Here is a 22,100-nt window from a genome sequence, read left to right as displayed (position 1 = left end):
GTACCGGGCCGGTCCTCCGTGGGGCGTCCGCGCGGGAGTTGCTGCGAGGACTCCCCCGGGACAGCGGAGGACCGAGTGGTGCAGGATGACCCGGATGCAACGAGGACTCGTACACGCGCTCGCGTGGTCGCTCGCCACCGGGGCGGCGGTCACGTTGTCGTGGTGGGGCGTCCACACGGTGATGGCGGGGACCGCCTACGACCCGCCGCGCGCGGTGCCGCTCGCCGTGGGGGCCCGTGCCGGACAGGACACGCGGGAGCCGGTGTCGTCGTCCACGCGGCGCCCGGCGCCGTCCGCCTCCTCACCGGCGGCGACCCCGCGCACCACGCCGCCCGCGGCGACCCGCACCCCGTCGAGGACGCCTTCCCGTAAGCCGTCGCGGAGCCCGGCACCCGCGCGGTCCTCGGCGACCACGGGTGCGTCGGGCGAGGTGAAGAGCTACCGCACGGACGGCGGGCGGGTGGTGTTCGAGCTGGGCACGAGTTCGGCGAAGCTGGTGTCCGCGACTCCGGAGCCGGACTGGTCGATGCAGGTGTGGACGAACACCACCTGGATCAGGGTCAACTTCAGTGACGAGACGGGGGCGACGTACTCCGTGTTCTGCACGTGGAACGACCACCCGCCGCTGGTACAGATCGTCGGCCCGTGACGGCACGGGCCGCCGCACGCTGATCCACCAGGGTTACGGAACAGCCCTCAGGTGAACGTCGAGGGCGGCGGGGCCGGGGAGGGCTTGGCGCCCTCGTCCGTGACGGCGGCGGCGCCTCCGGTGAAGTCCGCGAGCGCCCGGCCGTGTTCGACGCGCCCGGGGTGCGGGTCGGTCGCGACGCGGCGGGTGAGGTCGGCGACGGCGAGCGGCCGGTCGGAGGCGAGCAGTACCGCGTTGCCGAAGCGCCGCCCCCGCCACACGGTCGGGTCGGCGGCGAGCGCCAGCTCGGGGAAGAGCGTGGCGGCGGTGGCGATCTGGCCCCGGAGGTGGGTGAGCGGCGGGCCGTCGGCGAGGTTGGCGACGTACTGCCCGCCCGGCTTCAGGACGCGGCGCACCTCGGCGAGGAACTCGGTGGAGGTGAGGTGCGCGGGGGTACGGGCCCCACTGAAGACGTCCGCGATGACGAGGTCGGCCCAGCCCTCCTGGATCCTGCCGAGTCCCTCGCGGGCGTCGGTGGAGCGGACGCGTATCCGGGCCTGCGGGTCCAGCGGCAGTTCACGGCGCACCAGTTGGACGAGGGCTGCGTCGACCTCGACGATCTGCTGCGTGGAGCGGGGGCGGGTCGCGGCGACGTAGCGGGCGAGGGTGAAGGCCCCGCCGCCCAGGTGCACCACCTGGAGAGGCTGCTGCGGGGGCGCCGCGAGATCGATCATGTGGCCGATCCTGCGCTGGTACTCGAACGACAGGTACGAGGGATCGTCCAGGTCCACGTGCGACTGCGGGGCGTCGTCCAGCAGCAGCGTCCAGCCGCGCGGGCGCTCGCGGTCGGGTACGAGCTCGGCGCGGCCGCCGTCCACCTCTGCGGTGAGGGGCTCCCGCTTGCGGTCGGACCGCTTCCGGGCGCTCGCGCCTCCTGCCGACGCTCCTCGACGTGCCACGCTCGGTCGCCCTTGCTCATGTGTTCCGGGGCCGGCACTTCACCGGCGGCGCCGGTGGATCCGGCCGTCCGGCCATTATGGGCTCACTGGCAGTTGTCGGCCGCCTCGATCAGCCGGGCCGCCTGACCGAGGGCCTTGCGGAGCACCGCCGGATCGGTGACCGGGGCGTCCGAGGCGGGCGGCAGCAGCCAGCCGCTGCCGGAGACGGGGAGCTCGGCGGGGATACGGAGCCCGCGGCCGTCGGTCCGCGTACAGGCGCTGCCGGGTACGTCCCAGGCGTCGGCCGTCCCCGGCGGCACCAGGAAGCCGAGGGTGTGGCAGGCGCCGTCGTGGAGGACCGGGCCCACGGCCTCCTGGTCGGCTCCGCGGCGCAGGATGTCGACGGCCTCCAGGCCCTGGCGGGCGGGGACCGTGACGAGGTCGCACGGTCCGTCGGCGGGTGCGCGCTGCGCGCGTGCGGCGGGTGGTGCGGTCTCGGGGTGCGCCGCGGTCGTCCGTGAGCCGGTCTCCGTGCCGAGGTGCAGCATGGGAACCCCTCCTCTCATCGCCGAACGGAGCCAGACTCCGTCTCCGCATGGACCAACGGGTCCACGGCGTCAAGGGCTACGGGACCAAGCCGCCGCAAAGGATGGCAGTTCATGGCGGATCGCGGGCGAGATGCGCCCTTTGTTCGCAAACACTCCGTGTGTGTGTCGTCACAGCAGGTACGTTCTTGCTCCGCCGGGACAACAGAACCAGCGCCCGGCTGCACCGGAGAGGGCCCAGCCATGGTGTCGACACGGCCAGTTCCCAACCTCGTCTTCCGCCGGCTTCGCGGACAGCGCTCCGCCGGGGAGTTCGCGGCGGCGGTCCGCAGGGCCGCGCGGGAGATCGGTGAACAGGTCGCCTGCGACGCCCGGTACATCGGCCGTGTGGAGTCCGGGGAGATCCGCTGCCCCAACTACGCGTACGAACGGGTCTTCCTGCACATGTTCCCCGGCGCCGGACTGGAGGACCTGGGCTTCTCGGCCCGCGAGACCGTGCGCGGCCGGGGGGCGCGCAGCTCGGACGCGGACTCCGGCACACGGTCCACCAGTCCACCGCCCCCTACGCTCCACAGCGACACCGACGAGGAGAGCGACGTGCTGCGTCGCATGTTCATGACGAGCGGAACCGCCACCGTGGCGGCCGCCTCCCTGGGTCTGGGCGGCGCTTCCGCCGCTGCCGCCCTGACATCCCTGCCCGCGCAACGCCGGGTGGGCGAGGCCGAGGTGCACGCCGTCGAGAAGGCCGTACGGCAGATCCGGCTGCTGGACGACCGGCACGGGGGCGACGGCCTCTACCGGCGGGCGGCGCAGCCGCTCCGGGCCGCGTACGCCCTGCTCGACGCGGGCACGACCACGCGCCGGGCCACGGCGGACCGGCTGCACACAGGTGCGGGCGAGCTGGCCATCTCGGTGGGCTGGCTGGCCCATGACTCGGGCCGCTTCGAGGACGCCCGTTCCCACTACGCCGAGGCGCTGGCGACGGCGCGGGTGGCGGGGGACGGGGCGCTGGAGGCCCACGCCTTCTGCAACGCGTCGTTCCTGGCCCGGGACACGGGACGGCCGCGGGAGGCGGTACGCGCGGCGGAGGCGGGCCAGCGGGCCGCCCGGTCGCTCGGCTCGGCCCGGCTGCTGTCGCTGCTCGCGCTGCGGGAGGCGGGGGGCCGGGCGGGACTCGGTGACCGCACCGGGTGCGACCGGGCGATCGGGCGGGCGTACGCGGCGTTCGAGCGGGGCACCTCCGCGGCGGACCCCGAGTGGATGACCTTCTTCCGCGAGGCGGAACTGGAGATGCTCCAGGCCCAGTGCTGGTCGGCGCTGGGCGACTGGCCGCGCGCGGCCCGGCACGCCCGGCGCGCGACGCGGCTCCAGGACCCGCACTTCACGCGGAACCTCGCGCTGTACCGGGCGCAGCTGACCGGGGACCTGGCCCGGGCCGGTCTCGCGGACGAGGCGGCGACGGCGGGCCACGCGGTGCTGGACCTGCTCGACCGGGTCCAGTCCTCCCGCATCCGCGGGATGCTGGCGGGCGCGGTGGGGGTTCTCGCGCAGAACACCTCCCCGGCGGTCAGGGACTTCGTGTCCCGCCACGGGGAGGCGGCGGCGCGTGCGGCGGCTCCCGCCGCGCGCGCGGGGGCCGGCCGCGCGGCCCCGTAGCGTCCCCTACCGGTCCAGGTGGCCCGTGTCGTTCCACCGCTCCACCGCCGGCAGGCCGTAGGCCCAGCCCAGAACCGACAGCGATGTCGGGTCGAGGCGGATCCGGGCGCCGAAGGACACGTCCTCCCCCAGCCACCGCGCCCCCAGCGCCCGCAGGATGTGGCCGTGGGCGAAGACCAGGACATCGCGGTCCGCCGACCTCGCCCAGTCCACGATCTCGTCCGCGCGGGCGGCGAGCTGCGACGTCGTCTCGCCGTCCGGCACCCCGTCCCGCCAGATCAGCCAGTCGGGCCGGTCCGCCCGGATCTGCGCGGGCGTCAGCCCCTCGTACGCCCCGTAGTCCCACTCCATCAGCGCGTCCCAGGGCTCCGCACGCTCACCGAACCCCGCGATCGCGCAGGTCTCGGCCGCCCGGACGAGCGGACTGGTCCTGACCTCGACGCCGGGCAGCCCCGCCCACGGCGCCCGGTGCAGGCGCTCGCCGAGCAGCTTGGCACCCTCCCGGCCGGTGTCCAGCAGCGGAATATCCGTCCTGCCGGTGTGATTGCCCTGCACCGACCACTGGGTCTGGCCATGCCGGGCGAGCAGGATGCGCGGTGCCATGAAGGCTCTCCCTGGAACTGAGATCTCACGATCTGATAGGTCCCGGACGGCGGTGTCCGATACGGCGACGAGGGACGGAACCCGGGCCCGGACCCCGGTCGGGGCATGGCCGATTCCTCCCGCTCCATCATCTCTCACGTGCCCGGGAGGCAACCTCCGGGGCCGTAACGGCGTCCCTTCCAGCACGGTTGCGGTCCCGGCCGCCGGACCGGGACCCCGGGGACGTCCCGGCCGACGTCCGCCGTACGGTTGAATGCCATTCGACGGCAGCATGAACATGGGGAGAGCCACCGGATGCAGCACGCCACCGCCGCGCCAGCACCCGGTCACCGCCCCCGCTGGTGGACGGAGCTGCCACTGCTCGCGGTGGTGTACGCGCTCTACTCGGCCGGACGGCTCCTGGTACGCGGCGACGTGTCGACCGCCGTCGACCACGGGCTCGCGATACTGCGCCTGGAACAGTCGCTGTCCCTCAACGCCGAGCACCCCCTGAACCGCCTGCTGACCGCCAACCCGGTGCTCGGGATACCGGCGGACTTCGCCTACGCATCGCTGCACTACCTCGTCACACCTGCCGTCCTCATATGGCTGTTCCACCGCCGCAAGGCCGCCTACCGGGCGGCCCGCACCTGGCTGATGACCTCCACGCTGCTCGGCCTGATCGGCTTCACGCTGACGCCGACCTGCCCGCCCCGCCTGCTGGACGCCCGGTACGGATTCGTCGACACGATGGCGCAGTACAGCTCGTACGGCTGGTGGGGCACCGAGGCGAGCGCCCCGCGCGGGCTCAGCGGGATGACCAACCAGTACGCGGCGATGCCGAGCCTGCACGTCGGCTGGTCGGTGTGGTGCGGCGTCCTTCTGTGGCGGCACGGCCGCCACCCCCTCATACGCGCGCTCGGCATCGCCTACCCCCTGCTGACCACGTTCGTGGTGATGGGCACCGCGAACCACTACTTCCTCGACGCGGTCGCGGGCGTCGCCGTGATGGCGGCCGGAGCCCTCCTGACGAAGCCGGTCATCCGCCTCGCGGACCGCGTGAAGGACCGGGTCCGGGCGGGGCTCGGTACCGTGAGCACGGCCGCGAACTCCGGTAAGGCCCCGGATGTCAGTGCCGGATGCAAGACTTCCCCGGGTGAGCGAATCCCCGGCCAGCGGACCTCCTCCGCAGATTCCACCGACACCGGCGCACCGGCCAGCGACGACGCTGCGGCAGCGGCTCGCTGAGCTGCGCGGCCCGTCCGTCGCCCCGCATCCGCTCGACGCGCGCGCGCTGGCCGCCCTCGCCGCCAACCCGGGCTGCAAGCGTCGCGCCCTGCTGGACGCCGCGGGGGTGAACAAGGCCGTGCTGGCCACGGCGCTCGGCTCCCCCGCGGCCTTCGGCCAGTCTCAGTTCGCCTTCATGCGGGGCAACGCGTTCGAGGCCAGGGTGAAGGCCGACGGCGGCACGGAACTGCTCCGCCTGCTCCACGAGCGCCTCGGCGGCGGCAGCGAGGCACCGCAGGAGGCGCGGGTGCCGGACCTGACGGCCGCCGGGCCCGAGGGCCGTGCGGCCAGGACGGCCCTGGCGCTGCGGGAGGCCACGGCGACGGGCGGCTGGACCCTGCTCGACCATCCGATGCTGGCCCTGGAGGTGGCGGGCTCTCCCGCCTATCTGGAGCCCGACGCCGTGGTGGTCCACCCCGACGGCACCTGGACGGTCGTCGAGATCAAGTCGTTCCCCATGATCGACAGTTCCGCCGACGCGGCCAAGGTCGGTGCCGCCGCGCGGCAGTCCGCCGTCTACGTCCTGGCGCTGGAGCGGATCGCCGGGAAGACCGACGGCGCCCGGGTCGATCACCGCGTGCTGCTGGTCTGCCCGAAGGACTTCTCCAACCTGCCGACCGCCTCGGTCGTGGACGTCCGCAAGCAGCGGGCCGTCACCCGCCGCCAGTTGACCCGGCTGACGCGCATCGAGGACATCGCCGCCACGCTGCCCGAGGGCACCACCTTCGACCCGGGATGCTCGCCGCGGGAGCTCGGCGAGGCGGTCGAGTCGGTCGGCGCGGCATACGCACCGGAGTGTCTGGCGGCCTGCGAACTGGCCTTCCACTGCCGGGAGAAGTCGCGGGCCCGGGGGGCGGTGGAGGCGCTGGGGCGCGGTGTCAGGGGCGAGCTCGGCGGCCTCACGACGGTCGGTGCGGTGCTGGCGGCCGCCGCGGGCAAGGAGGGCGACCCCTCGGACCCGACGGTCGCCGCCCTGCGTCGTGCCGCGGCCCTGCGAGCGGAAGCCCTGGAGGGCCGGGCGGTATGTCACTGATCACCACACTGGCCCGGCTGGAGGCGGTCGAGAGCGGGCGCGCGCAGCCCATGGCCACCGTGCGCCACCGCCATCTCAGCGGCCGCCCGCTCGTGCTGGTGCCGCTCACCACCGCCGGTGAGGCGGGCGCCCCGCTCGGGGCCCTGGTGGGTACGGACCGGGACGCGCCCCGGCTGCTGGCCGTCGCCCAGCCGCGCGACCGCGATCTCCGGTTCGCGTTCCTCGCCGAGCTGGCCGAGGCGGTGCTGCCGCACATCGAGTCGTACGCCGACGTGGTCGAGCCCGCCGAGCGCAACGAGACCGACCCCGGGACCGGCAAGAAGGTCAAGGTCGAGGTCGAACTGTGCACGGACGCGGCCCAGCTGATCGTGCCGAGCCGGGCGGGCATCGACTTCGTACGCCTCCTGGGACGCTCGATGCGCTTCCGGCGGACCGCCGAGGACGACCCCGACACCCCGTATCCGGCGCCCGCCCGGGTCCCCCTGCTGGGCCGCTGGCTGACGCACTACGCGGAGCGGGCCCGGGTGCCCGGCTCGTCCCTGCTGCTGGCCACGACCGATCTGCTGAACCGGCACTGGGCGACCGGCCAGAGCAGCCTGGAGGACCAGCACCTCGGCGCGCTGCTGGCCTGGATCGCCCCGCCGGACGGCGGCTCGGGTGCCGATGCCGCCCTGCGCGCCGAGCTGGACCGGGACCGGGAGGGCCAGTTGCTCTGCCCGCCCGCCGGACCTGCCACCGACCCGGCGTTCGACAACCGGCTGCTGGCCCCCGCCATCGAGGCGTACGACAGGGCGCGTACGGCGCTGGCGGCGGCGGAGGACGGACTCGCCGCGGACGACCGCCTGGCCGAGCTGACGCGCGCCGAGCAGCAGATCAGGTCCCTGCTGGCCAAGGTCATGCTGCCCACCTGGGACGCCGTGTGGCGGGGCCTCGACCTGCTGGGCGGGCTGCCCGAGGGGGCCAGGGCCGAGGACCGCTGGACGCGGGACCGCTGGTCGTTCACCGGCCACCGGGACCGGGTGCGGGCCGGGGAGCCCCCGCAGCCGCGCCGGGACGACGCGGTGACGGCCGCGCAGAAGCTGGCCTCGCGGGAGGCGGCCCAGGCCCAGCTCGACGCGCAGGAGGCCCTGGACGATCCGCTGGTGCTCGCGGGTCGCCGGCTGTCGGGCGAGGCGTTCGTCGGGGAGGTGACGGAGGTGGAGATGGCGTACAGCGAGTCCAAGCGCCCTTCGCCGCGTCCGCTGGTCACCGTCCGCACGGACGAGAACCCGCATCTCGGTGAGCGGACGAAGGTGTACCGCTCGCTGGAGGGCAAGCCGCAGACGGCGGAGTTCGTCCGGGAGGCGGAGGCACCGTCCGGGGAGGACGCCCGCCTTCTGGTACTGCGGGTCACCGACCGGATGGGGCGGAGCAAGGAGCCGGCACCGGGGTCCGTCCCCGAGCCGGGCGACCGGATCGTCTGGACGCTGTTCGAGCACGACCCTCGCGGCGGGCCGAAGCTGCCTGACGCCGAGGAGACACCCTGGACCCACGGCGGCCCGCCCGGAGCCGCCGCAGAACGGGCCGAACGGCCCGACCCCGTAACCGCGGAGGACCTGCTGTGACCTCGCAGAAGGCCACGTTCGACCCGGCCGCCGAGGCGAAGCGTGCGACCGACGCGATCCTCCAGGACACCCTGCGCGGAACCTCGCGCGGCATCGTGGTGGACTCCCCGCCCGGCGCCGGGAAGTCGACCCTGGTGGTGCGCGCGGCCCTCGAACTGGCAGCCGCGGGAAGGCCGTTGATGGTCATCGCGCAGACGAACGCGCAGGTCGACGACCTGGTCGTCAGGCTGGCCGAGAAGGCACCCGAGCTGCCGGTCGGCCGACTGCACAGCAACGACTCCGACCCGTACGACACGGTGCTGGACGGTCTGGACAACGTACGGAAGTCGGCCAAGGCGGCGGATCTCGCCGGGCTCGGCATCGTCATCTCGACGGCCGCGAAATGGGCCCACGTGAAGAACGTGGAGCCGTGGGGGCACGCGATCGTCGACGAGGCGTACCAGATGCGCTCGGACGCGCTGCTGGCCGTCGCGGGCCTCTTCGAGCGGGCCCTGTTCGTCGGTGACCCGGGCCAGCTGGACCCGTTCTCGATCGTCGGCGCCGACCAGTGGGCGGGCCTCTCGTACGACCCGTCGGCGAGCGCGGTCACCACCCTGCTCGCGCACAACCCGCAGCTGCCGCAGCACCGGCTGCCCGTGTCCTGGCGGCTCCCGGCCTCGGCCGCGCCGCTCGTGTCGGATGCGTTCTACCCGTACACACCGTTCCGCAGCGGTACGGGGCACGGGGAGCGGCGCCTGGCGTTCGGTGTGGCGTCGGACGGTTCGGCACCGGACCGGGTGCTGGACGAGGCGGCGGAGTCCGGCTGGGGCCTGCTGGAGCTTCCCGCCCGGCACACCCCGCGCACCGACCCGGAGGCGGTGCGGGCGGTCGCCCTGATCGTCCGCCGCCTGCTGGACCGGGGCGGCGCGGCGACGAGCGAGCGCTCCCCCGATCCGGTCCCGGTGACGGCGGACCGGGTCGCGGTCGGCACGGCCCACCGCGACCAGGCCGCGGCGGTCCGGGCCGCGCTGGCCGAGCTGGGGGTCTCGGGCGTGGCCGTGGACACGGCGAACCGGCTGCAGGGCCGTGAGTTCGATGTGACGGTGGTCCTGCACCCCCTGTCGGGCCGCCCGGACGCCACCGCCTTCCATCTGGAGACGGGCCGGCTGTGCGTCCTTGCCTCGCGCCACCGCCACGCGTGCATCGTGGTGTGCCGGGAGGGCGTCGCGGATCTGCTGGACGAGCACCCGTCGACCGAGCCGGTGCAGCTGGGCGTCACGGTGAAGTTCCCGGACGGCTGGGACGCGAACCACTCGGTGCTGGCCCACCTCGCGGAACACCGGGTGCACTGGCGGCCTTGAACCAGGCGGGATCCAGCCCTCTTGCGCCGGGTTGGACAATGGAGGGTGGCCACCCGGCCCACCCGAAGGAGGAGCACCCATGGCACAACCCGAGCGGAACGAGCGGCAGCGGATGCGTCCCGCTCCGCTGCTCTTCGAGCCGTCGGAGGCGGCAGCCGACCCCGAGCACTTCTTCGACCTCGACACGATGGAGGACCCGCAGGAGCTGCTGGCCCGCGCCACGGAGCTGACGCACGCCTTCCGGGCGGCGGCCGACCGGGCCGTCGAGTTCCAGGCGGTGGCAGCCGCCCAGCTCGCCGATCCGCGCCGCTTCGACCGGCTGACGGCGGCGGATGTCGCGGAGCGCGCGGAGTGGACCGAGGACTATGCCAAGAAGATGATCGAGTTCGGCCGGTCGCTGCTGAGGAACGCCGGCCCCTGACGGGCGGGGGGTCCGGCCGGATCCGGGGTACCGCCGGTGGCATATGCCCGCGCGCAAGATACTCCTTCGGGTTCCTCCCTGTCCCCGTTTCCGGCAACTCCCCGAATCAGGACCGTCACTCCTTGTAGACCTGTCGGTATGAGCGCCTGGCTGAAAGACGAAACGACCCTCCCCGCAGGGGCCTCCCACCGCGACGTCGACATCTTCGCTCTGCTGCGGGACCAGCCCCGGCACCCGGCCGCCCAGGTGACCGCCGCGGGGGCCGCCTGGCTCGCCGGCGCCTCGGCGTATCCGCGCAGCACGCTCTCCCGGTGGCAGGCGCGGCCCGGTTCCCCCGGCGTCCTGCCGTGCGGGTCCGCCTTCGACGTGGTGAGCGTGCCCGCCCTGTTCGGCCGGCGGATGCTGGAGCAGCTGTGGACCCAGGGGCCCGGCTCCGGCCCGGTGGCCACACACCGGGGCCGGATGCTCCTGTTCGCCGCCCCGGGTACGGCCCAGCGGCTGCCGTCGCTGCTCGACTGGGAGGAGTGGGGCACCGCGGGTCCCGGTCAGCCCGGGGCGCACCGCGGTTCCGTCCCCGCGCCGCTCTGCCACGGCGCGGGTGACGCGGTGACCGTGCCGCCCCTGGCCGGCGGTTCCGAGGGGACGGGACCACGCTGGGTGGTCGCCCCCGACACCCGTAACCCCTGGCTCCCCGGGCCCGACGTGCTGCTGTGGGCCTGCGTACGGGTGGGCAGGTCACAGCCCTCCCCGGCCTCCGGGTATTCGATTTTTCCTCCTGCCGATCAGGGTGCTAATGTCTACGACGTCACCAGGCGCCGTTAGCTCAGTTGGTTAGAGCAGCTGACTCTTAATCAGCGGGTCCGGGGTTCGAGTCCCTGACGGCGCACAGACGGAAGAAGGCCCCTCGCGAAAGCGAGGGGCCTTCTTCGTGTGGCGAGGCCCTTTCCGCCCCCAGGGCCTTCAAAAGGCCCTACGTGCCCGTCCTGATCCGGATCGTCCAGGAGCCGGACGGGTTCCGGTCCGCGACCTCGATCCGGGTCCGTTCGCCGGGCACGGTGTACGTCTCGCCCTCGCCGAGGGGGGCGTCCGCGAGCGGCGGGTAGACCGACCGGTCCCAGCAGGCGTCCGTCTCGGGATGGGTGTCCAGGACCTCCACGGGACCACCGCCGGACGGGGTGCTGTTGCGGATCCGGTAGATCAGTACGCCCTCGGTGCAGCTCGCCCCGTCGTTCCCGGTGGAGCTGCGGGCCTCGACGGCCAGGGCGCTGTCCTCGCCGGTCCTGATCACCGCGAGCCGCGTCCCGATGGACACGCCGGGCAGGGGCGCGGCGGCGACGGGTTCCAGAGTGAGGTCCGCCCTGCCCTGCACGCAGGTGACCTGGCGGTTGTCCAGCCAGCCGAGCTTCCATTTGTGCCAGCCGAACAGCTCGGGTGCCAGCCCGAACTGGCTTCCCATGACGTCCCAGTCACCGACATAGGTGTCCCAGTCGCCCTTGCCGTCCGTCGGCCGGTGATAGAGGTCCGCAAGGTCGAAGACGTGCCCGGTCTCGTGCGCGAGGACGTTGCGGTCCGGCGGGTGCTGCTCGAAGACCGTGACGACGCGCCTGATGTCCGCACCGTCGGCCCGCAGCGGGCGGTCGAAGTTGACGACCTTGGTGGCGTCGGAGTCGACACCGGGCGCGTCCGGGTCGGCGACGAGATACACGATGTCGTACTCCGAGAAGTCGACCGACCCGTCGGCCGCGTCGATCGCGTCGCGCAGGTACGCGCTGCGCCGCCCCGAGTCCCAGTCGCGCTCTATCCCGTACCAGGCGGAGGGGCGGGGCATCTCGATCCACTGCTGCTGGGGATGCGGGCGCAGGGTGAACTTCCCGTAAGAGGCGCGCTCGAAGAAGCGGGTCGTGGAGGGGAAGTAGTCGGCGGTGAGGACACCGGGGTCGATCCTGGGCTCGGAGTCCGGGAACGACAGGAAGATCATGACCGCGTCGAGGCTGCGGTCGGGTCGGGGGTAGGCGCCGTTCCAGGTGTCGAGGCCGAGGGAGTGGTGGGCCCCGGTCCTGGGCAGGGCGCACGGGCCCGCGTCGCCCGTGGTGGCCACGGCGGGGCCCGCGACGAGGGAGGTGGCGGCGAGCGCCATCAGGGAGGTGAGAGCGGCCGCCACGCCACGCAGGCTCGGCCTCTCCACTCCCCCGGGGCTGTGCGGTCGCGGCACATCTACCTCCGGGTGGGAAACACGGGACACCCCACCCACCCTGTGCCGATCCGGGGCCGTACGTCCTGTTGAGCTGCACCACTCGGGTCAGGAGCCCGGCCGCAACCTGTTCACGGACAGTCACAATCGATCAATTCACCTAAGCGACATAACAGAACCGCACAGAAACCATCACTAGCGGGCAAACCGGAATGAAGCCCGGAGAAGGGGCCAGGCGGGTAGGGAGCGTCGGCCACGGCCCGCGAGCTGGAACGGCCGACTCGCCACCCTCTATGCTTCACCACGCTTTCCCCCGTGGATACGGTCCCTGGCAACGGCCTCCACACGGTTGCCTGTCCGACCACACCTGTTCACGACGATCTGCACAGCGGGAGCAAGCGGTGAGCGGAACCTCCGAAGGGCCGGGGCCCCGGGCAGGCAGAGCCCCGGGCGCCGGGCGCCCCCCGGTCACCGAGCGTCATGCGCCGGGAGCGGACCCGTCCGAGCTGCGCGACTACCGGGCCGCCTTCCAGGTCTCCGCCCTCGCCATGGCCGTCCTCGACCACGAGGGCCTCGTGGTCAGCGCGAACGACGCCCTCGCCGGGCTGCTCGGCACCGAAGCCGACATCCTGGCCACGCAGCCGGCCGCCGGTCTCGTCGATCTCGCTTCGGACGACCGCACCTGGCACGCCTACCGCGACGTGCTGCAGGGCCGGCGCTCCCGCTTCCGCTGCACCCGCAGGCTGAAGCACCCCGACGGGCGCTCCCTGTGGGCGGAGATCACCGTCGTGCCGATGGACGGCTCGTCCGCCAACGGCGGCGTCCTGCTGTCCGTCGCGGACATCAGCGACCGGCGCGAACTCCGGAAGCGGCTGCGCCACCTGCAGATGCACGACCCGGTGACCCGGCTGCCCAACCGGACCCTGTTCTTCGAACGGCTCTCCGCGGCCCTGGACACACCGCCCTTCCAGGACGACTCGCTGCCCCCGCACGGCCGGATCGGGCTCTGCTACCTGGATCTGGACGGCTTCAAGGCGGTCAACGACACCATGGGGCACCGCATGGGCGACCGGCTCCTGGCCGCGGTCGCCGGACGGCTCACCGACTGCGCCGAACACGACGGCTCCGGCCGCAGCGGCAGCCATCTCGTGGCGCGGCTCGGCGGAGACGAGTTCGCCATCCTGGTCGAGGAGTCCACCGGCACCGCCCAGCTCACCGAGCTCGCCAACGCGGTGCTCGCCGCCCTTCAGCAGCCCTTCGACCTCGCAGGTCAGCGGCTCTCCGTGTCCGCCTCGATCGGCGTCGTCGAGCGGGCGTCGGCGGGGACCTCGCCCACCGGGCTGATGCAGGCCGCGGACACCACGCTGTACTGGGCGAAGGAGGACGGAAAGGCGCGCTGGACGCTGTTCGACCCCGAGCGCAACGCCCACCGCATGACCCGCCAGGCGCTCTCCTCCACGCTCCGGCCCGCCGTCGAGCGGGGCGAGTTCACCTTGGAGTACCAGCCGCTGGTGTGCATGGCCGACGGGACCGTGCGCGGCGTGGAGGCCCTCGTGCGGTGGAACCACCCGCAGTTCGGTCTGCTGCCGCCGAATCGGTTCGTCGCGATCGCCGAGGAGGACGGCACCATCGTCCAGCTCGGCCGGTGGGTGCTGCGCACCGCGTGCCGCCAGGCACGGCGCTGGCAGCTCGACCACCCGGACGAGCCTCCGCTGTTCATCAGCGTCAACGTGGCCGTACGGCAGGTCTGGGACTCCGACCTGGTCGCGGACGTGGCGGAGATCCTCGCCGACACGGGGCTCGACGCCGGACTGCTGCAACTGGAGCTCACCGAGTCCGCCGTGATGGGCTCCGCGGGCCGTCCGCTGCGGGCGCTCCAGGCACTCAGCGACATGGGCGTGAGGATCGCCATCGACGACTTCGGCACCGGCTACTCCAACCTCGCGTACCTGAGCCGGCTGCCCGTCTCCGTACTGAAGCTGGACGGCTCCTTCGTGCGCGGCTTCCGCTACGACGGCGGGACGCACCCCAGCCCCGCCGACGAGACGATCGTGGAGGCGATGGTGCAGCTGGCCCACCGGCTTGGCCTCACCGTCACCGCGGAGTGCGTGGAGACGGCGGGCCAGGCCGAGCGGCTGCGCAGGATCGGCTGCGACACGGGGCAGGGGTGGCTCTACTCGCGCGCGGTGGCGCCGGAGCGCATCTCCGAACTGATCGGTGAGAAGTCACCGTCGGGCTCACCGGCCGGTTCCCTCCCCCGCCCCTGAGGCCGCGGCGGTCAGGAAGGCAGGCCGTACGCGTCCGCGATCAGCTCGTAGCTGCGCAGCCTCGCGTCCCCGCCGTGCGCGTTCGCCGTGATCATCAGCTCGTCCGCGCCCGTCCGCTTGGCCAGGTCGTCGAGGCCCGTACGGACCTCGTCGGCCGTGCCGTGGATGACGTTGGAGAGCCAGCCGTCGACGAACTCGCGCTCCATCGGGCTGAAGGTGTGGGCGGCCGCCTCCTCCGGGCTCGGGATCAGCCCCGGGCGTCCGGTGCGCAGGCGGACCATCGACAGGGCGCCGGTCAGCACCTGGCGGCGGGCCTCGCGCTCCTCGTCGGCGGCGAGCGCCGACACACCGATCATGGCGTACGGGGCGTCCAGTACGGCGGAGGGCCTGAACGACTCCCGGTAGAGGTCGAGCGCCGGAACGGTGTTCTGCGCCGAGAAGTGGTGCGCGAAGGCGAACGGCAGGCCGAGGACACCGGCCAGCCGCGCGCTGAAGCCGGAGGAGCCGAGCAGCCAGACCGGCGGGCGGGCCGCGGACTGCACGCCGCCGGGCGCGGTCGCCTGCACCGGGCCGGGTACGGCGTGGATCCTGGCGTACGGATGGCCGTCGGGGAAGTCGTCGTCCAGGAACCGCACCAGCTCGGCCAGCTGCTCCGGGAAGTCGTCGGCACCCTCGTTCAGCCGGTCCGTACGCCGCAGGGCAGCGGCCGTCGCGCCGTCGGTGCCGGGTGCGCGGCCCAGGCCCAGGTCGATGCGCCCGGGGGCCATGGCCTCCAGGGTGCCGAACTGCTCGGCGATCACGAGCGGCGCGTGATTGGGCAGCATCACCCCGCCCGAGCCGAGGCGGATGCGCTCGGTGTGGGCGGCGAGGTGGGCGAGGATCACGGCCGGGGACGAGGAGGCCACGCCCGGCATCGAGTGGTGCTCCGCGACCCAGAAGCGGTGGAATCCGCGGCGCTCGGTGAGCTTGGCGATGTCGACACCGGTACGCAGGGCCTGGGTCGCGGTGCGGCCCTGCCCCACGGTCACCAGATCGAGCACGGAGAGCGGCACGGTGGCCGTTCCGGCTGCGGTGCCGCGAATCTGGTCGCCTCGGATCTCGTCCACGTTTCGGCCTCTCCCGGTGATGCGTACGTAACGGGAGAAGCCAACAGGAGGATGGCTCCGCTTATTCCCTGACCGCTACTCGCGGACGACGATCCCCCGGGTCTCGGTGACGCCGGGGGGCGGCTCGCGGGTCGCGAAGAGGGCGCCCAGCGCCGGCTCCCAGATGCGGCGGTCCACCAGACGCAGCCCTTCCCAGACCGTCACCTGGTTCGCCGTGAGGACGGGCTTGCCGAGGAGATCCTCCAGCTCCCTGACGTACGCGGCCGTGTGCAGGGCCGTGTGCGGCAGCAGCACCGCCTCCGCGTCCGGATGGTCTCCGGCGACGGCCAGCTCCTTCACGAGCCGCTCGTCCCAGGCGCCCACCTCGGCGGCGGTGATGATGCCGCTGCCCCGGGTCGCGACCACCTCGATGCCCGCCGCCTCCAGGAAGCGGGCGAAGAGCACCGCGATGTCCTCCGGATAGGTCGCCGCGACGGCGACGCGGGTGGCGCCGATCTCCCTCACCGCGTGGGCGAAGGCGAAGGAGGTACTGGAGGCGGGCAGGCCGGCCGCCCTCGCCAGGGTCGCGACCTGCTCGTGGGCACCCTCCCGGCCGTACACGAAGCTTCCGCCGGTGCAGGCCCAGACGAGCGCCTCGGCGCCCGCCAGGCGCAGGTCCTCCACACCCGCCGCCAGCCGCTCGGCGGATCCCATCTCGCGCATGGCCTCGACGCGGTGGACGTCCTCGCCGACGGCGGTGTGGAAGAGCGGCAGTCTGATGTCGCTGTCGAGCATGATCTCGATCCGCGGGAAGTCGTCCTCCGCGGAGTGGCCCGGGTAGAGAAGTCCGATGGTCGTCATGTCCACCCTTCCTGTGCGTCCGGAGCGCCGGGCGAGGCGAGCGGCCCGGCATCCCGCCGGGCACCTGATCCCGTCACCGCTGCCCTCGCCACTGACAAGTATTCCCCTGATGGGGGCATGACGGAGGACGCACGGTGCGTGACCGGGCGGCTCCGTTGACGCGGCCGGGTTCCGGTGCGAGCGTGGTGGGTGATGCCAGAGCCCACGCTCCTCGTCCTGGACACCGAACCGTCACCGCGCCTCGGCCGGCTGACCGGACGGGTCCGCGTCCGGTACACCGACGCACAGGGGCTGGCCGGTCACCTCCCCGACGCGGACGCCCTGCTGGTGTGGGACTTCGCCTCGGACGCGGTACGCAGGGCCTGGCCCGGCGACGGGCCGCGCCCCCGCTGGGTGCACACGGCCAGCGCGGGGGTGGACCGGCTGCTCTGCCCGGAGCTGGCCGCGTCCGACACGGTGGTGACCAACGCCCGGGGCGTCTTCGAGCTGCCCGTCGCCGAGTACGTCGCCGGCCTGGTCCTCGCCTTCGCCAAGGACCTGCCGGGAACGGTGGAGCTCCAGCGGCTGCGCCACTGGCGCCACCGCGAGGTCCGGCAGCTCTCCGGCACCCGTGCGGTCGTCGTCGGGGCAGGCCCCATCGGCCGGGAGATCACCCGGCTGCTGCACGGCCTGGGAGTGAAGGTGGCTCTGGTGGCCCGGACGGCCCGGCGCACGATCCACGGCATCGAGGACCTGGACCGGCTGGCCGCACGCGCCGACTGGGTGGTCTGCGCGGCGCCGCTCACGGATTCGACGCGCGGGATGTTCGACGCGCGGTTCTTCGGGCTGCTCCAGCCCTCGGCCGTGTTCGTCAACGTGGGGCGCGGGGCCATGGTCGTCGAGGACGACCTCGTGGACGCCCTGAACAAACGGTGGATCGCGGGCGCCGCGCTCGACGTGTTCCAGGAGGAACCGCTCGCACCGGGGAGCCCGCTGTGGGACGTCCCGGGGCTGCTCGTCTCGCCGCACATGAGCGGCGACACGGCCGGCTGGCGCGACCGGCTGGGCGAGCAGTTCGTGGACATGTACGAGCGGTGGGTGGCCGGTCTGCCCCTGCCGAACGTGGTGGACAAGGACCTGGGATACGTCCCCTCCTCCGATCACACCCACTGACCCGGCGGTCTGAGACACCGTCACCCCCGTGACCGGGCCCGGGAACACGCCCCGCACATCCCTCGTCGCGCTCCGCCTCTCCCAGGGCACGAAAGGGTCACTCTCCGGCCACTGTTGGGTTACATGACGCCCCGTCCTGCATAGACGTACGGGATCGGGCAGGGGCTCACCCTGTCCGGACTGTTCGACCCTCCAGGAGATTGCGAACCATGGCTGACTTCCCGAATCTGTCCCGCCGGGGTTTCCTCAACCGATCGGCAGCCGTGGGGGGACTGCTCGTCGTTCCCGGACTCCTCGCCGCGTGCAGCAAGACCGACGCCGGGTCGGTGCAAGGCGAAGGGGCCCTCGAAAAGCTCCGCAAGCAGGGCTTCGTGCGGGTCGCGTACGCCAACGAGGCCCCGTACGGCTATCTGGAGGGCAAGGAACTCAGGGGCGAGGCGCCCACGCTGCACCGCGAGATCTTCAAGGCACTCGGTGTCGACGAGCTGAAGCCCACCCTCTCCGAGTGGGACGGCCTGATCCCCGGGCTCCAGGCCGGCAAGTACGACGTCGTCAGCGCGGGCATGGCGATAACGCCCGAGCGCTGCGCCAACGCCATCTTCTCCGAGCCGGAGTTCATCTCCCCCACGGCCCTGATGGTGAGGAAGGGCAACCCGAAGAAGGTCACCGACCTGGCCTCGGCCAAGGCCGCCGGGATCACCGTCGGCGTGATGTCCGGCGCCGTCGAGGCCTCGTACGCCAAGGGCGCGGGCATCGCCGAGGACAGGATCAAGACGCTGCAGAAGCCGCAGGACGGCGCCGACGCGGTCAAGGGCGGGCGGATCGACGCGTTCCTGCTCACCGGCATCTCGCTGCGCTGGCTCGCGAAGACCAACCCGGCCACGGAGGTCACCGAGGCGTTCCTGCCGGAGCTGGACGGGAAGAAGCAGTACTCCCCCGGCGGCGCGGTGTTCAGCCAGGGCAACGAGGACCTGCGGGACGCCTTCAACCGCGAGCTCAGGAAGATCGTCTCGGACCGCTCGCGCTACGTGAGCCTGCTGGAGCCCTACGGCTTCGGAGCCACGGAGATTCCGCCCGCCACGCTGAAGACCGCCGATCTGTGCAAGGGCTGACGGGGACGGACCGCACCGTATGAGTGACTTCTTCTCCACTCTCCTCGACGAACTCCCCCAGGTCCGGGCGGGACTGTGGGTCACACTCCAGGCCACCGTGCTGGGATCCCTGCTGGCCCTGGCCCTGTCCTTCGCCCTCGGCCTGATGGCCGGCAGCCGGCTGCTCCTGGTCCGCGGCGTCTCACGGACCGTCGTCGAGTTCTTCCGCGGCACCTCGCTCTACATCCAGCTGTTCTGGCTGTACTACGCGATGCCGCCCCTGACCGGCTACGAGCTGACACCGCTGATCTGCGGCGTCGTCGCGTTCGGCCTCAACTACGGGGCGTACGGCTCCGAAGTGGTGCGCGGCGCCATCAACTCCGTACCGCGCGGGCAGTACGAGGCGGCCCTCGCGCTGAACCTCACCCCGTCCCGCCGGCTGCGCAAGGTGATCCTCCCGCAGGCGTGGGTGCAGATGATCCCCTCGTTCACCAACCTGCTGATCCAGCTGCTGAAGTGCACCCCGCTGCTGTGGCTCATCTCCGCCGCGGACCTGATGACGGTGATCCAGCAGGTGCGCGACCGCACGGGTGAGACCCTCACCGCGTATCTGACGCTGCTGGCCGCCTACTTCGTGCTGGCCTACGCGCTGACCCTGCTGATGAACCTGCTGGAGCGGACCGCCAAGCGGCGGCTCGGCCTGGAGAGCGGCGGGAAGAGCCTGTTCAGGAGCCGCACCGCGACCACCACCGTCCCGGGAGGCACCGCGTGAACGGATTCGACTGGAACGCCGCGGGCGAGGCCCTCCCCCTGCTGCTCGAAGGATTCCGGGTCACCCTGCTCGCCACCGTGCTCGGCACGCTCGTGGCCGCTGTCCTGGGGCTGGCCATCGCGGTGGCCGGACGGGCTCCGAGCAGGTTCGTCACCGTGCCGGTGCGGGCGGTGATGGAGTTCGTCCGCGCCACCCCGCTGCTGGTCCAACTGGTGGGTGCCGCAGCCGTGTTCAGCTCCGTGGAGCCGCTGACGATCGGCATCGTGGTGCTGGGCGTCCACTACGCCACGTACACCTCCGAGGTGTACCGCGCCGGGATCGACGGCGTACCGAAGGGCCAGTGGGAGGCCGCGCGCGCCCTCTCGCTGCCGGCCCGGCGCACCTGGCAGGCCGTGATCCTGCCGCAGGCGGTGCGCAACGTCCTGCCCGCGCTCGGCAACTACGCCATCTCGATGTTCAAGGAGACGCCCTTCCTCGCCGTGATCACGGTGCAGGAGATGGTCTTCGAGGCCCGGACGTACGGGGCCGACCACTTCGCGTACACCGAGGCGTTCACACTCGCCGGCCTGGTCTTCCTGGTCGCGAGCTACCCCACCTCGCTACTGATGAGAAAGCTGGAGAAGCGCCTTGGCCACTGAATCTGCTCCCCTGAAGGAGCCCACGGACGCGGCCCCGGTCCGGGCGACGACCGGTGTGGAGCCGCTGGTCCGCTTCGACCGGGTCGTGAAGCGGTACGGCGACCATGTGGTCCTGGACGAGCTGGACTTCACCGTCCGGCGCGGTGAGCACGTCACCCTGATCGGACCGAGCGGCTCGGGCAAGACGACGATCCTGCGGCTGCTGATGACGCTGGAGAAGGTCAGCGACGGGGTGATCTGGGTCGACGGTTCGCCGTTGTCGCACGTCCGCACCCCGGACGGGTCGCTGAAGCCGGCGGGCGAGAAGCAGCTGCGGGAGTCACGGAAGAAGATCGGGATGGTGTTCCAGCAGTTCAACCTCTTCCCGAACATGAAGGTGCTCCAGAACATCACCGAGGCGCCGGTCAGCGTCCTCGGTATGGACCGCGACCTGGCGGAGAGCCGGGCCCGCGAACTGCTCGACATGGTCGGGCTCACGGACAAGGCGGGGGCACATCCCTCCCAGCTCTCCGGCGGTCAGCAGCAGCGGGTGGCCATCGCCCGGGCGCTCGCGATGGAGCCGGAGATCCTGCTGCTCGACGAGGTGACGTCGGCGCTGGATCCGGAGCTGGTGGCGGGCGTGCTGGATCTACTGTCCGACATCGCCAGGACCACCGACATCACGATGCTCTGTGTGACCCACGAGATGAACTTCGCCCGGGACGTCTCGGAGAAGGTGCTGATGTTCGACGCCGGACGGGTCGTGGAGTCCGGATCGCCGGAGAAAATCTTCACCGCCCCGGAGCACGAACGCACGCGCGAGTTCCTCAACGCGGTGCTGTGACCACGTTGTTGATGTACCGGTAATGACCTGGGCATATGCCAGGCGGGTGCGCCCCAGCTGACAGCGCCGGGGCGCCCCCGTCAAGTCGTCAACAGCACCCCCTTTCCGCGGTCTTGGCCGCTATCGTGGGGCGAAAGCTTGCGGTCACAACCTGGTAGGGGGACACCGTGGCGTTGAAGCCCGAACCGACCGCGCCGTTCCACTCGGTGCAGTACGCCCTGCGCGTGCTCGAAACGGTCTCCAAGCACGGCACCGGCGTGACCGACGTACAGATCGCCCGCGAGACGGGGCTGCCCACGGGCCACCTCGCCTCGCTGCTGCTGGCGCTGCGCCGCGAGGGGTACGTCGAGCAGGTCACCGACGGCGCGTACGTCATCGGCTCCTCGCTCCTGCTGATCGGCTCCGGCGCGGCCCGCCGGCAGGCCCTGGAGGACAAGCTCCAGCAGATCCTGGTGCAGCTGCGCGACTCGGTCGGCGCGGCGGTCTACCTCAGCCGGTATGTCGACGGCGAGATCCGGATCACACAGATGGCGGCCGGGCCCCGCACTCCAGCGGTCAACGAGTGGGTGGACTTCCGGTCGGCGGCGCACGCCAGCGCGATCGGGAAGTGCCTGCTGACGCAGCTCGACCAGAACGGGCGGCGCGACCACATCTCCCGCCACAAGACGGCCCGGCTCACCTCCCGGACGATCACCAGCGAGAAGGTCCTCTTCTCCAAGCTGGACAGCCAGCCCGCGACGGTCCCGATGCTGGACCTCCAGGAGTACGCGCTGGGCACGGTCTGCGCGGCGGTGCCGCTCACCGCCGGGGCGTCGGCCGGCTGCCTGGCGCTCTCGCTGCCGATCGAGGACGCGCACCGGCTGCGGTCCGCGGCGGACACCCTGAACCGCCGGGCGGCGCCCGTCCTGCTCTCACTGGCTCTCTAGGCCCCGGATCATCCGGCATTTACGGGCATAAGGGGCAAGGGGTCGGGGGTGGCCGACGTGTGTCGTCAGCACCCCTGAGGAGCAGGTATTATTTTCGAGTCACCAGGCGCCGTTAGCTCAGTTGGTTAGAGCAGCTGACTCTTAATCAGCGGGTCCGGGGTTCGAGTCCCTGACGGCGCACAGACAACACAGTGGGGGGGTTTCGGGAAACACCAAAACACCCCCACAGGCATTTTCGATCACCCCGCGCCATAGCAACC

21 protein-coding genes and 2 tRNA genes are annotated in these 22,100 nt (G+C 72.3%); 17 read left to right on the top strand and 6 right to left on the bottom strand.

Annotated features, from left to right (window positions below):
• Window positions 1–94 precede the first annotated feature (94 nt).
• Window positions 95–649, top strand: a complete 555-nt coding sequence (locus tag AB0C82_RS28100) for a hypothetical protein (protein WP_362847031.1) — start codon at window positions 95–97, stop codon at window positions 647–649.
• 47 nt (window positions 650–696) lie between these two features.
• On the opposite strand, the gene AB0C82_RS28095 is transcribed toward AB0C82_RS28100, so the two are convergent.
• Together AB0C82_RS28095 and AB0C82_RS28090 are read right to left on the bottom strand one after the other, a co-directional pair.
• On the bottom strand, window positions 697–1,587 hold the full coding sequence (locus AB0C82_RS28095) for a fused MFS/spermidine synthase (protein WP_362847029.1): 891 nt from the start codon (window positions 1,585–1,587) through the stop codon (window positions 697–699).
• An 83-nt stretch (window positions 1,588–1,670) separates the two neighbouring features.
• Complete coding sequence (locus tag AB0C82_RS28090; protein ID WP_362847027.1) at window positions 1,671–2,114, bottom strand: hypothetical protein; 444 nt, start codon at window positions 2,112–2,114, stop codon at window positions 1,671–1,673.
• Window positions 2,115–2,354: 240 nt separating this feature from the next.
• Between AB0C82_RS28090 and AB0C82_RS28085 the strand changes: the two genes are divergently transcribed.
• Window positions 2,355–3,767: a tetratricopeptide repeat protein gene (locus AB0C82_RS28085; protein ID WP_362847025.1), complete on the top strand. Its 1,413-nt coding sequence runs from the start codon at window positions 2,355–2,357 to the stop codon at window positions 3,765–3,767.
• Between the two features lie 6 nt (window positions 3,768–3,773).
• Here the strand turns inward: AB0C82_RS28085 and AB0C82_RS28080 are convergent, their stop codons facing one another.
• Window positions 3,774–4,370, bottom strand: a complete 597-nt coding sequence (locus AB0C82_RS28080; RefSeq protein WP_362847023.1) for a histidine phosphatase family protein — start codon at window positions 4,368–4,370, stop codon at window positions 3,774–3,776.
• Between the two features lie 294 nt (window positions 4,371–4,664).
• Here AB0C82_RS28080 and AB0C82_RS28075 point away from each other — a divergent pair, with 294 nt between their 5' ends.
• The 7 genes from AB0C82_RS28075 to AB0C82_RS28045 all read left to right on the top strand — a co-directional run bounded on the left by AB0C82_RS28075 (window position 4,665) and on the right by AB0C82_RS28045 (window position 10,920).
• Window positions 4,665–5,597, top strand: coding sequence for a phosphatase PAP2 family protein (locus AB0C82_RS28075; protein WP_362847021.1), 933 nt, complete (start codon window positions 4,665–4,667; stop codon window positions 5,595–5,597).
• The gene (locus tag AB0C82_RS28070; RefSeq protein WP_362847019.1) at window positions 5,506–6,669 is read left to right on the top strand and encodes a hypothetical protein; all 1,164 of its coding nucleotides are present in this window, start codon (window positions 5,506–5,508) and stop codon (window positions 6,667–6,669) included. The genes AB0C82_RS28075 and AB0C82_RS28070 overlap by 92 nt, the downstream gene beginning before the upstream one ends.
• Window positions 6,660–8,273, top strand: coding sequence for a hypothetical protein (locus AB0C82_RS28065; RefSeq protein ID WP_362847017.1), 1,614 nt, complete (start codon window positions 6,660–6,662; stop codon window positions 8,271–8,273). Before AB0C82_RS28070 ends, AB0C82_RS28065 begins: the two co-directional genes overlap by 10 nt.
• Window positions 8,270–9,613 carry an AAA family ATPase gene (locus AB0C82_RS28060; protein ID WP_362847015.1) on the top strand — a complete coding sequence of 448 codons (1,344 nt, stop codon included), beginning with the start codon at window positions 8,270–8,272 and terminating at the stop codon, window positions 9,611–9,613. The genes AB0C82_RS28065 and AB0C82_RS28060 overlap by 4 nt, the downstream gene beginning before the upstream one ends.
• Window positions 9,614–9,692: 79 nt before the next feature.
• A complete protein-coding gene (locus AB0C82_RS28055; RefSeq protein ID WP_362847013.1) occupies window positions 9,693–10,034 on the top strand; it encodes a hypothetical protein in 342 nt (113 codons plus the stop codon).
• A 138-nt stretch (window positions 10,035–10,172) separates the two neighbouring features.
• Window positions 10,173–10,856, top strand: coding sequence for a hypothetical protein (locus AB0C82_RS28050; protein ID WP_362847011.1), 684 nt, complete (start codon window positions 10,173–10,175; stop codon window positions 10,854–10,856).
• Window positions 10,847–10,920: transfer RNA gene (locus tag AB0C82_RS28045), tRNA-Lys, on the top strand. Before AB0C82_RS28050 ends, AB0C82_RS28045 begins: the two co-directional genes overlap by 10 nt.
• 84 nt (window positions 10,921–11,004) lie before the next feature.
• On the opposite strand, the gene AB0C82_RS28040 is transcribed toward AB0C82_RS28045, so the two are convergent.
• Window positions 11,005–12,246 carry a M6 family metalloprotease domain-containing protein gene (locus AB0C82_RS28040; protein ID WP_362847009.1) on the bottom strand — a complete coding sequence of 414 codons (1,242 nt, stop codon included), beginning with the start codon at window positions 12,244–12,246 and terminating at the stop codon, window positions 11,005–11,007.
• A 380-nt stretch (window positions 12,247–12,626) separates the two neighbouring features.
• Between AB0C82_RS28040 and AB0C82_RS28035 the strand changes: the two genes are divergently transcribed.
• Complete coding sequence (locus AB0C82_RS28035) at window positions 12,627–14,492, top strand: EAL domain-containing protein (protein WP_362847007.1); 1,866 nt, start codon at window positions 12,627–12,629, stop codon at window positions 14,490–14,492.
• Window positions 14,493–14,503: 11 nt separating this feature from the next.
• On the opposite strand, the gene AB0C82_RS28030 is transcribed toward AB0C82_RS28035, so the two are convergent.
• Window positions 14,504–15,598 carry an LLM class flavin-dependent oxidoreductase gene (locus tag AB0C82_RS28030; RefSeq protein ID WP_362847005.1) on the bottom strand — a complete coding sequence of 365 codons (1,095 nt, stop codon included), beginning with the start codon at window positions 15,596–15,598 and terminating at the stop codon, window positions 14,504–14,506.
• Window positions 15,599–15,673: 75 nt separating this feature from the next.
• The gene (locus AB0C82_RS28025) at window positions 15,674–16,438 is read right to left on the bottom strand and encodes a decarboxylase (RefSeq protein ID WP_362847003.1); all 765 of its coding nucleotides are present in this window, start codon (window positions 16,436–16,438) and stop codon (window positions 15,674–15,676) included.
• A 192-nt stretch (window positions 16,439–16,630) separates the two neighbouring features.
• Here AB0C82_RS28025 and AB0C82_RS28020 point away from each other — a divergent pair, with 192 nt between their 5' ends.
• The 7 genes from AB0C82_RS28020 to AB0C82_RS27990 all read left to right on the top strand — a co-directional run bounded on the left by AB0C82_RS28020 (window position 16,631) and on the right by AB0C82_RS27990 (window position 22,020).
• A complete protein-coding gene (locus AB0C82_RS28020; RefSeq protein ID WP_362847001.1) occupies window positions 16,631–17,590 on the top strand; it encodes a D-2-hydroxyacid dehydrogenase in 960 nt (319 codons plus the stop codon).
• Between the two features lie 209 nt (window positions 17,591–17,799).
• Window positions 17,800–18,702 carry an ectoine/hydroxyectoine ABC transporter substrate-binding protein EhuB gene (ehuB, locus tag AB0C82_RS28015; protein WP_362846999.1) on the top strand — a complete coding sequence of 301 codons (903 nt, stop codon included), beginning with the start codon at window positions 17,800–17,802 and terminating at the stop codon, window positions 18,700–18,702.
• Window positions 18,703–18,721: 19 nt separating this feature from the next.
• Entirely contained in the window at window positions 18,722–19,453 is a 732-nt protein-coding gene (gene ehuC / locus AB0C82_RS28010) for an ectoine/hydroxyectoine ABC transporter permease subunit EhuC (RefSeq protein ID WP_362846997.1), read from the top strand.
• Window positions 19,450–20,091, top strand: a complete 642-nt coding sequence (ehuD, locus tag AB0C82_RS28005) for an ectoine/hydroxyectoine ABC transporter permease subunit EhuD (protein WP_362846995.1) — start codon at window positions 19,450–19,452, stop codon at window positions 20,089–20,091. The genes ehuC and ehuD overlap by 4 nt, the downstream gene beginning before the upstream one ends.
• Before the next feature lie 10 nt (window positions 20,092–20,101).
• Entirely contained in the window at window positions 20,102–20,914 is an 813-nt protein-coding gene (gene ehuA / locus AB0C82_RS28000) for an ectoine/hydroxyectoine ABC transporter ATP-binding protein EhuA (protein ID WP_362847232.1), read from the top strand.
• A gap of 167 nt (window positions 20,915–21,081) precedes the next feature.
• Window positions 21,082–21,840: an IclR family transcriptional regulator C-terminal domain-containing protein gene (locus AB0C82_RS27995; protein WP_362846993.1), complete on the top strand. Its 759-nt coding sequence runs from the start codon at window positions 21,082–21,084 to the stop codon at window positions 21,838–21,840.
• A 106-nt stretch (window positions 21,841–21,946) separates the two neighbouring features.
• Window positions 21,947–22,020 (top strand) — tRNA-Lys (locus AB0C82_RS27990).
• Window positions 22,021–22,100 lie beyond the last annotated feature (80 nt).

The sequence above is a fragment of the Streptomyces sp. NPDC048560 genome (assembly GCF_040650955.1).
GTDB lineage: Bacteria > Actinomycetota > Actinomycetes > Streptomycetales > Streptomycetaceae > Streptomyces.
Note: the sequence above shows the minus strand (reverse complement) of the source record. Positions and strands in the feature narration are given on the sequence as shown.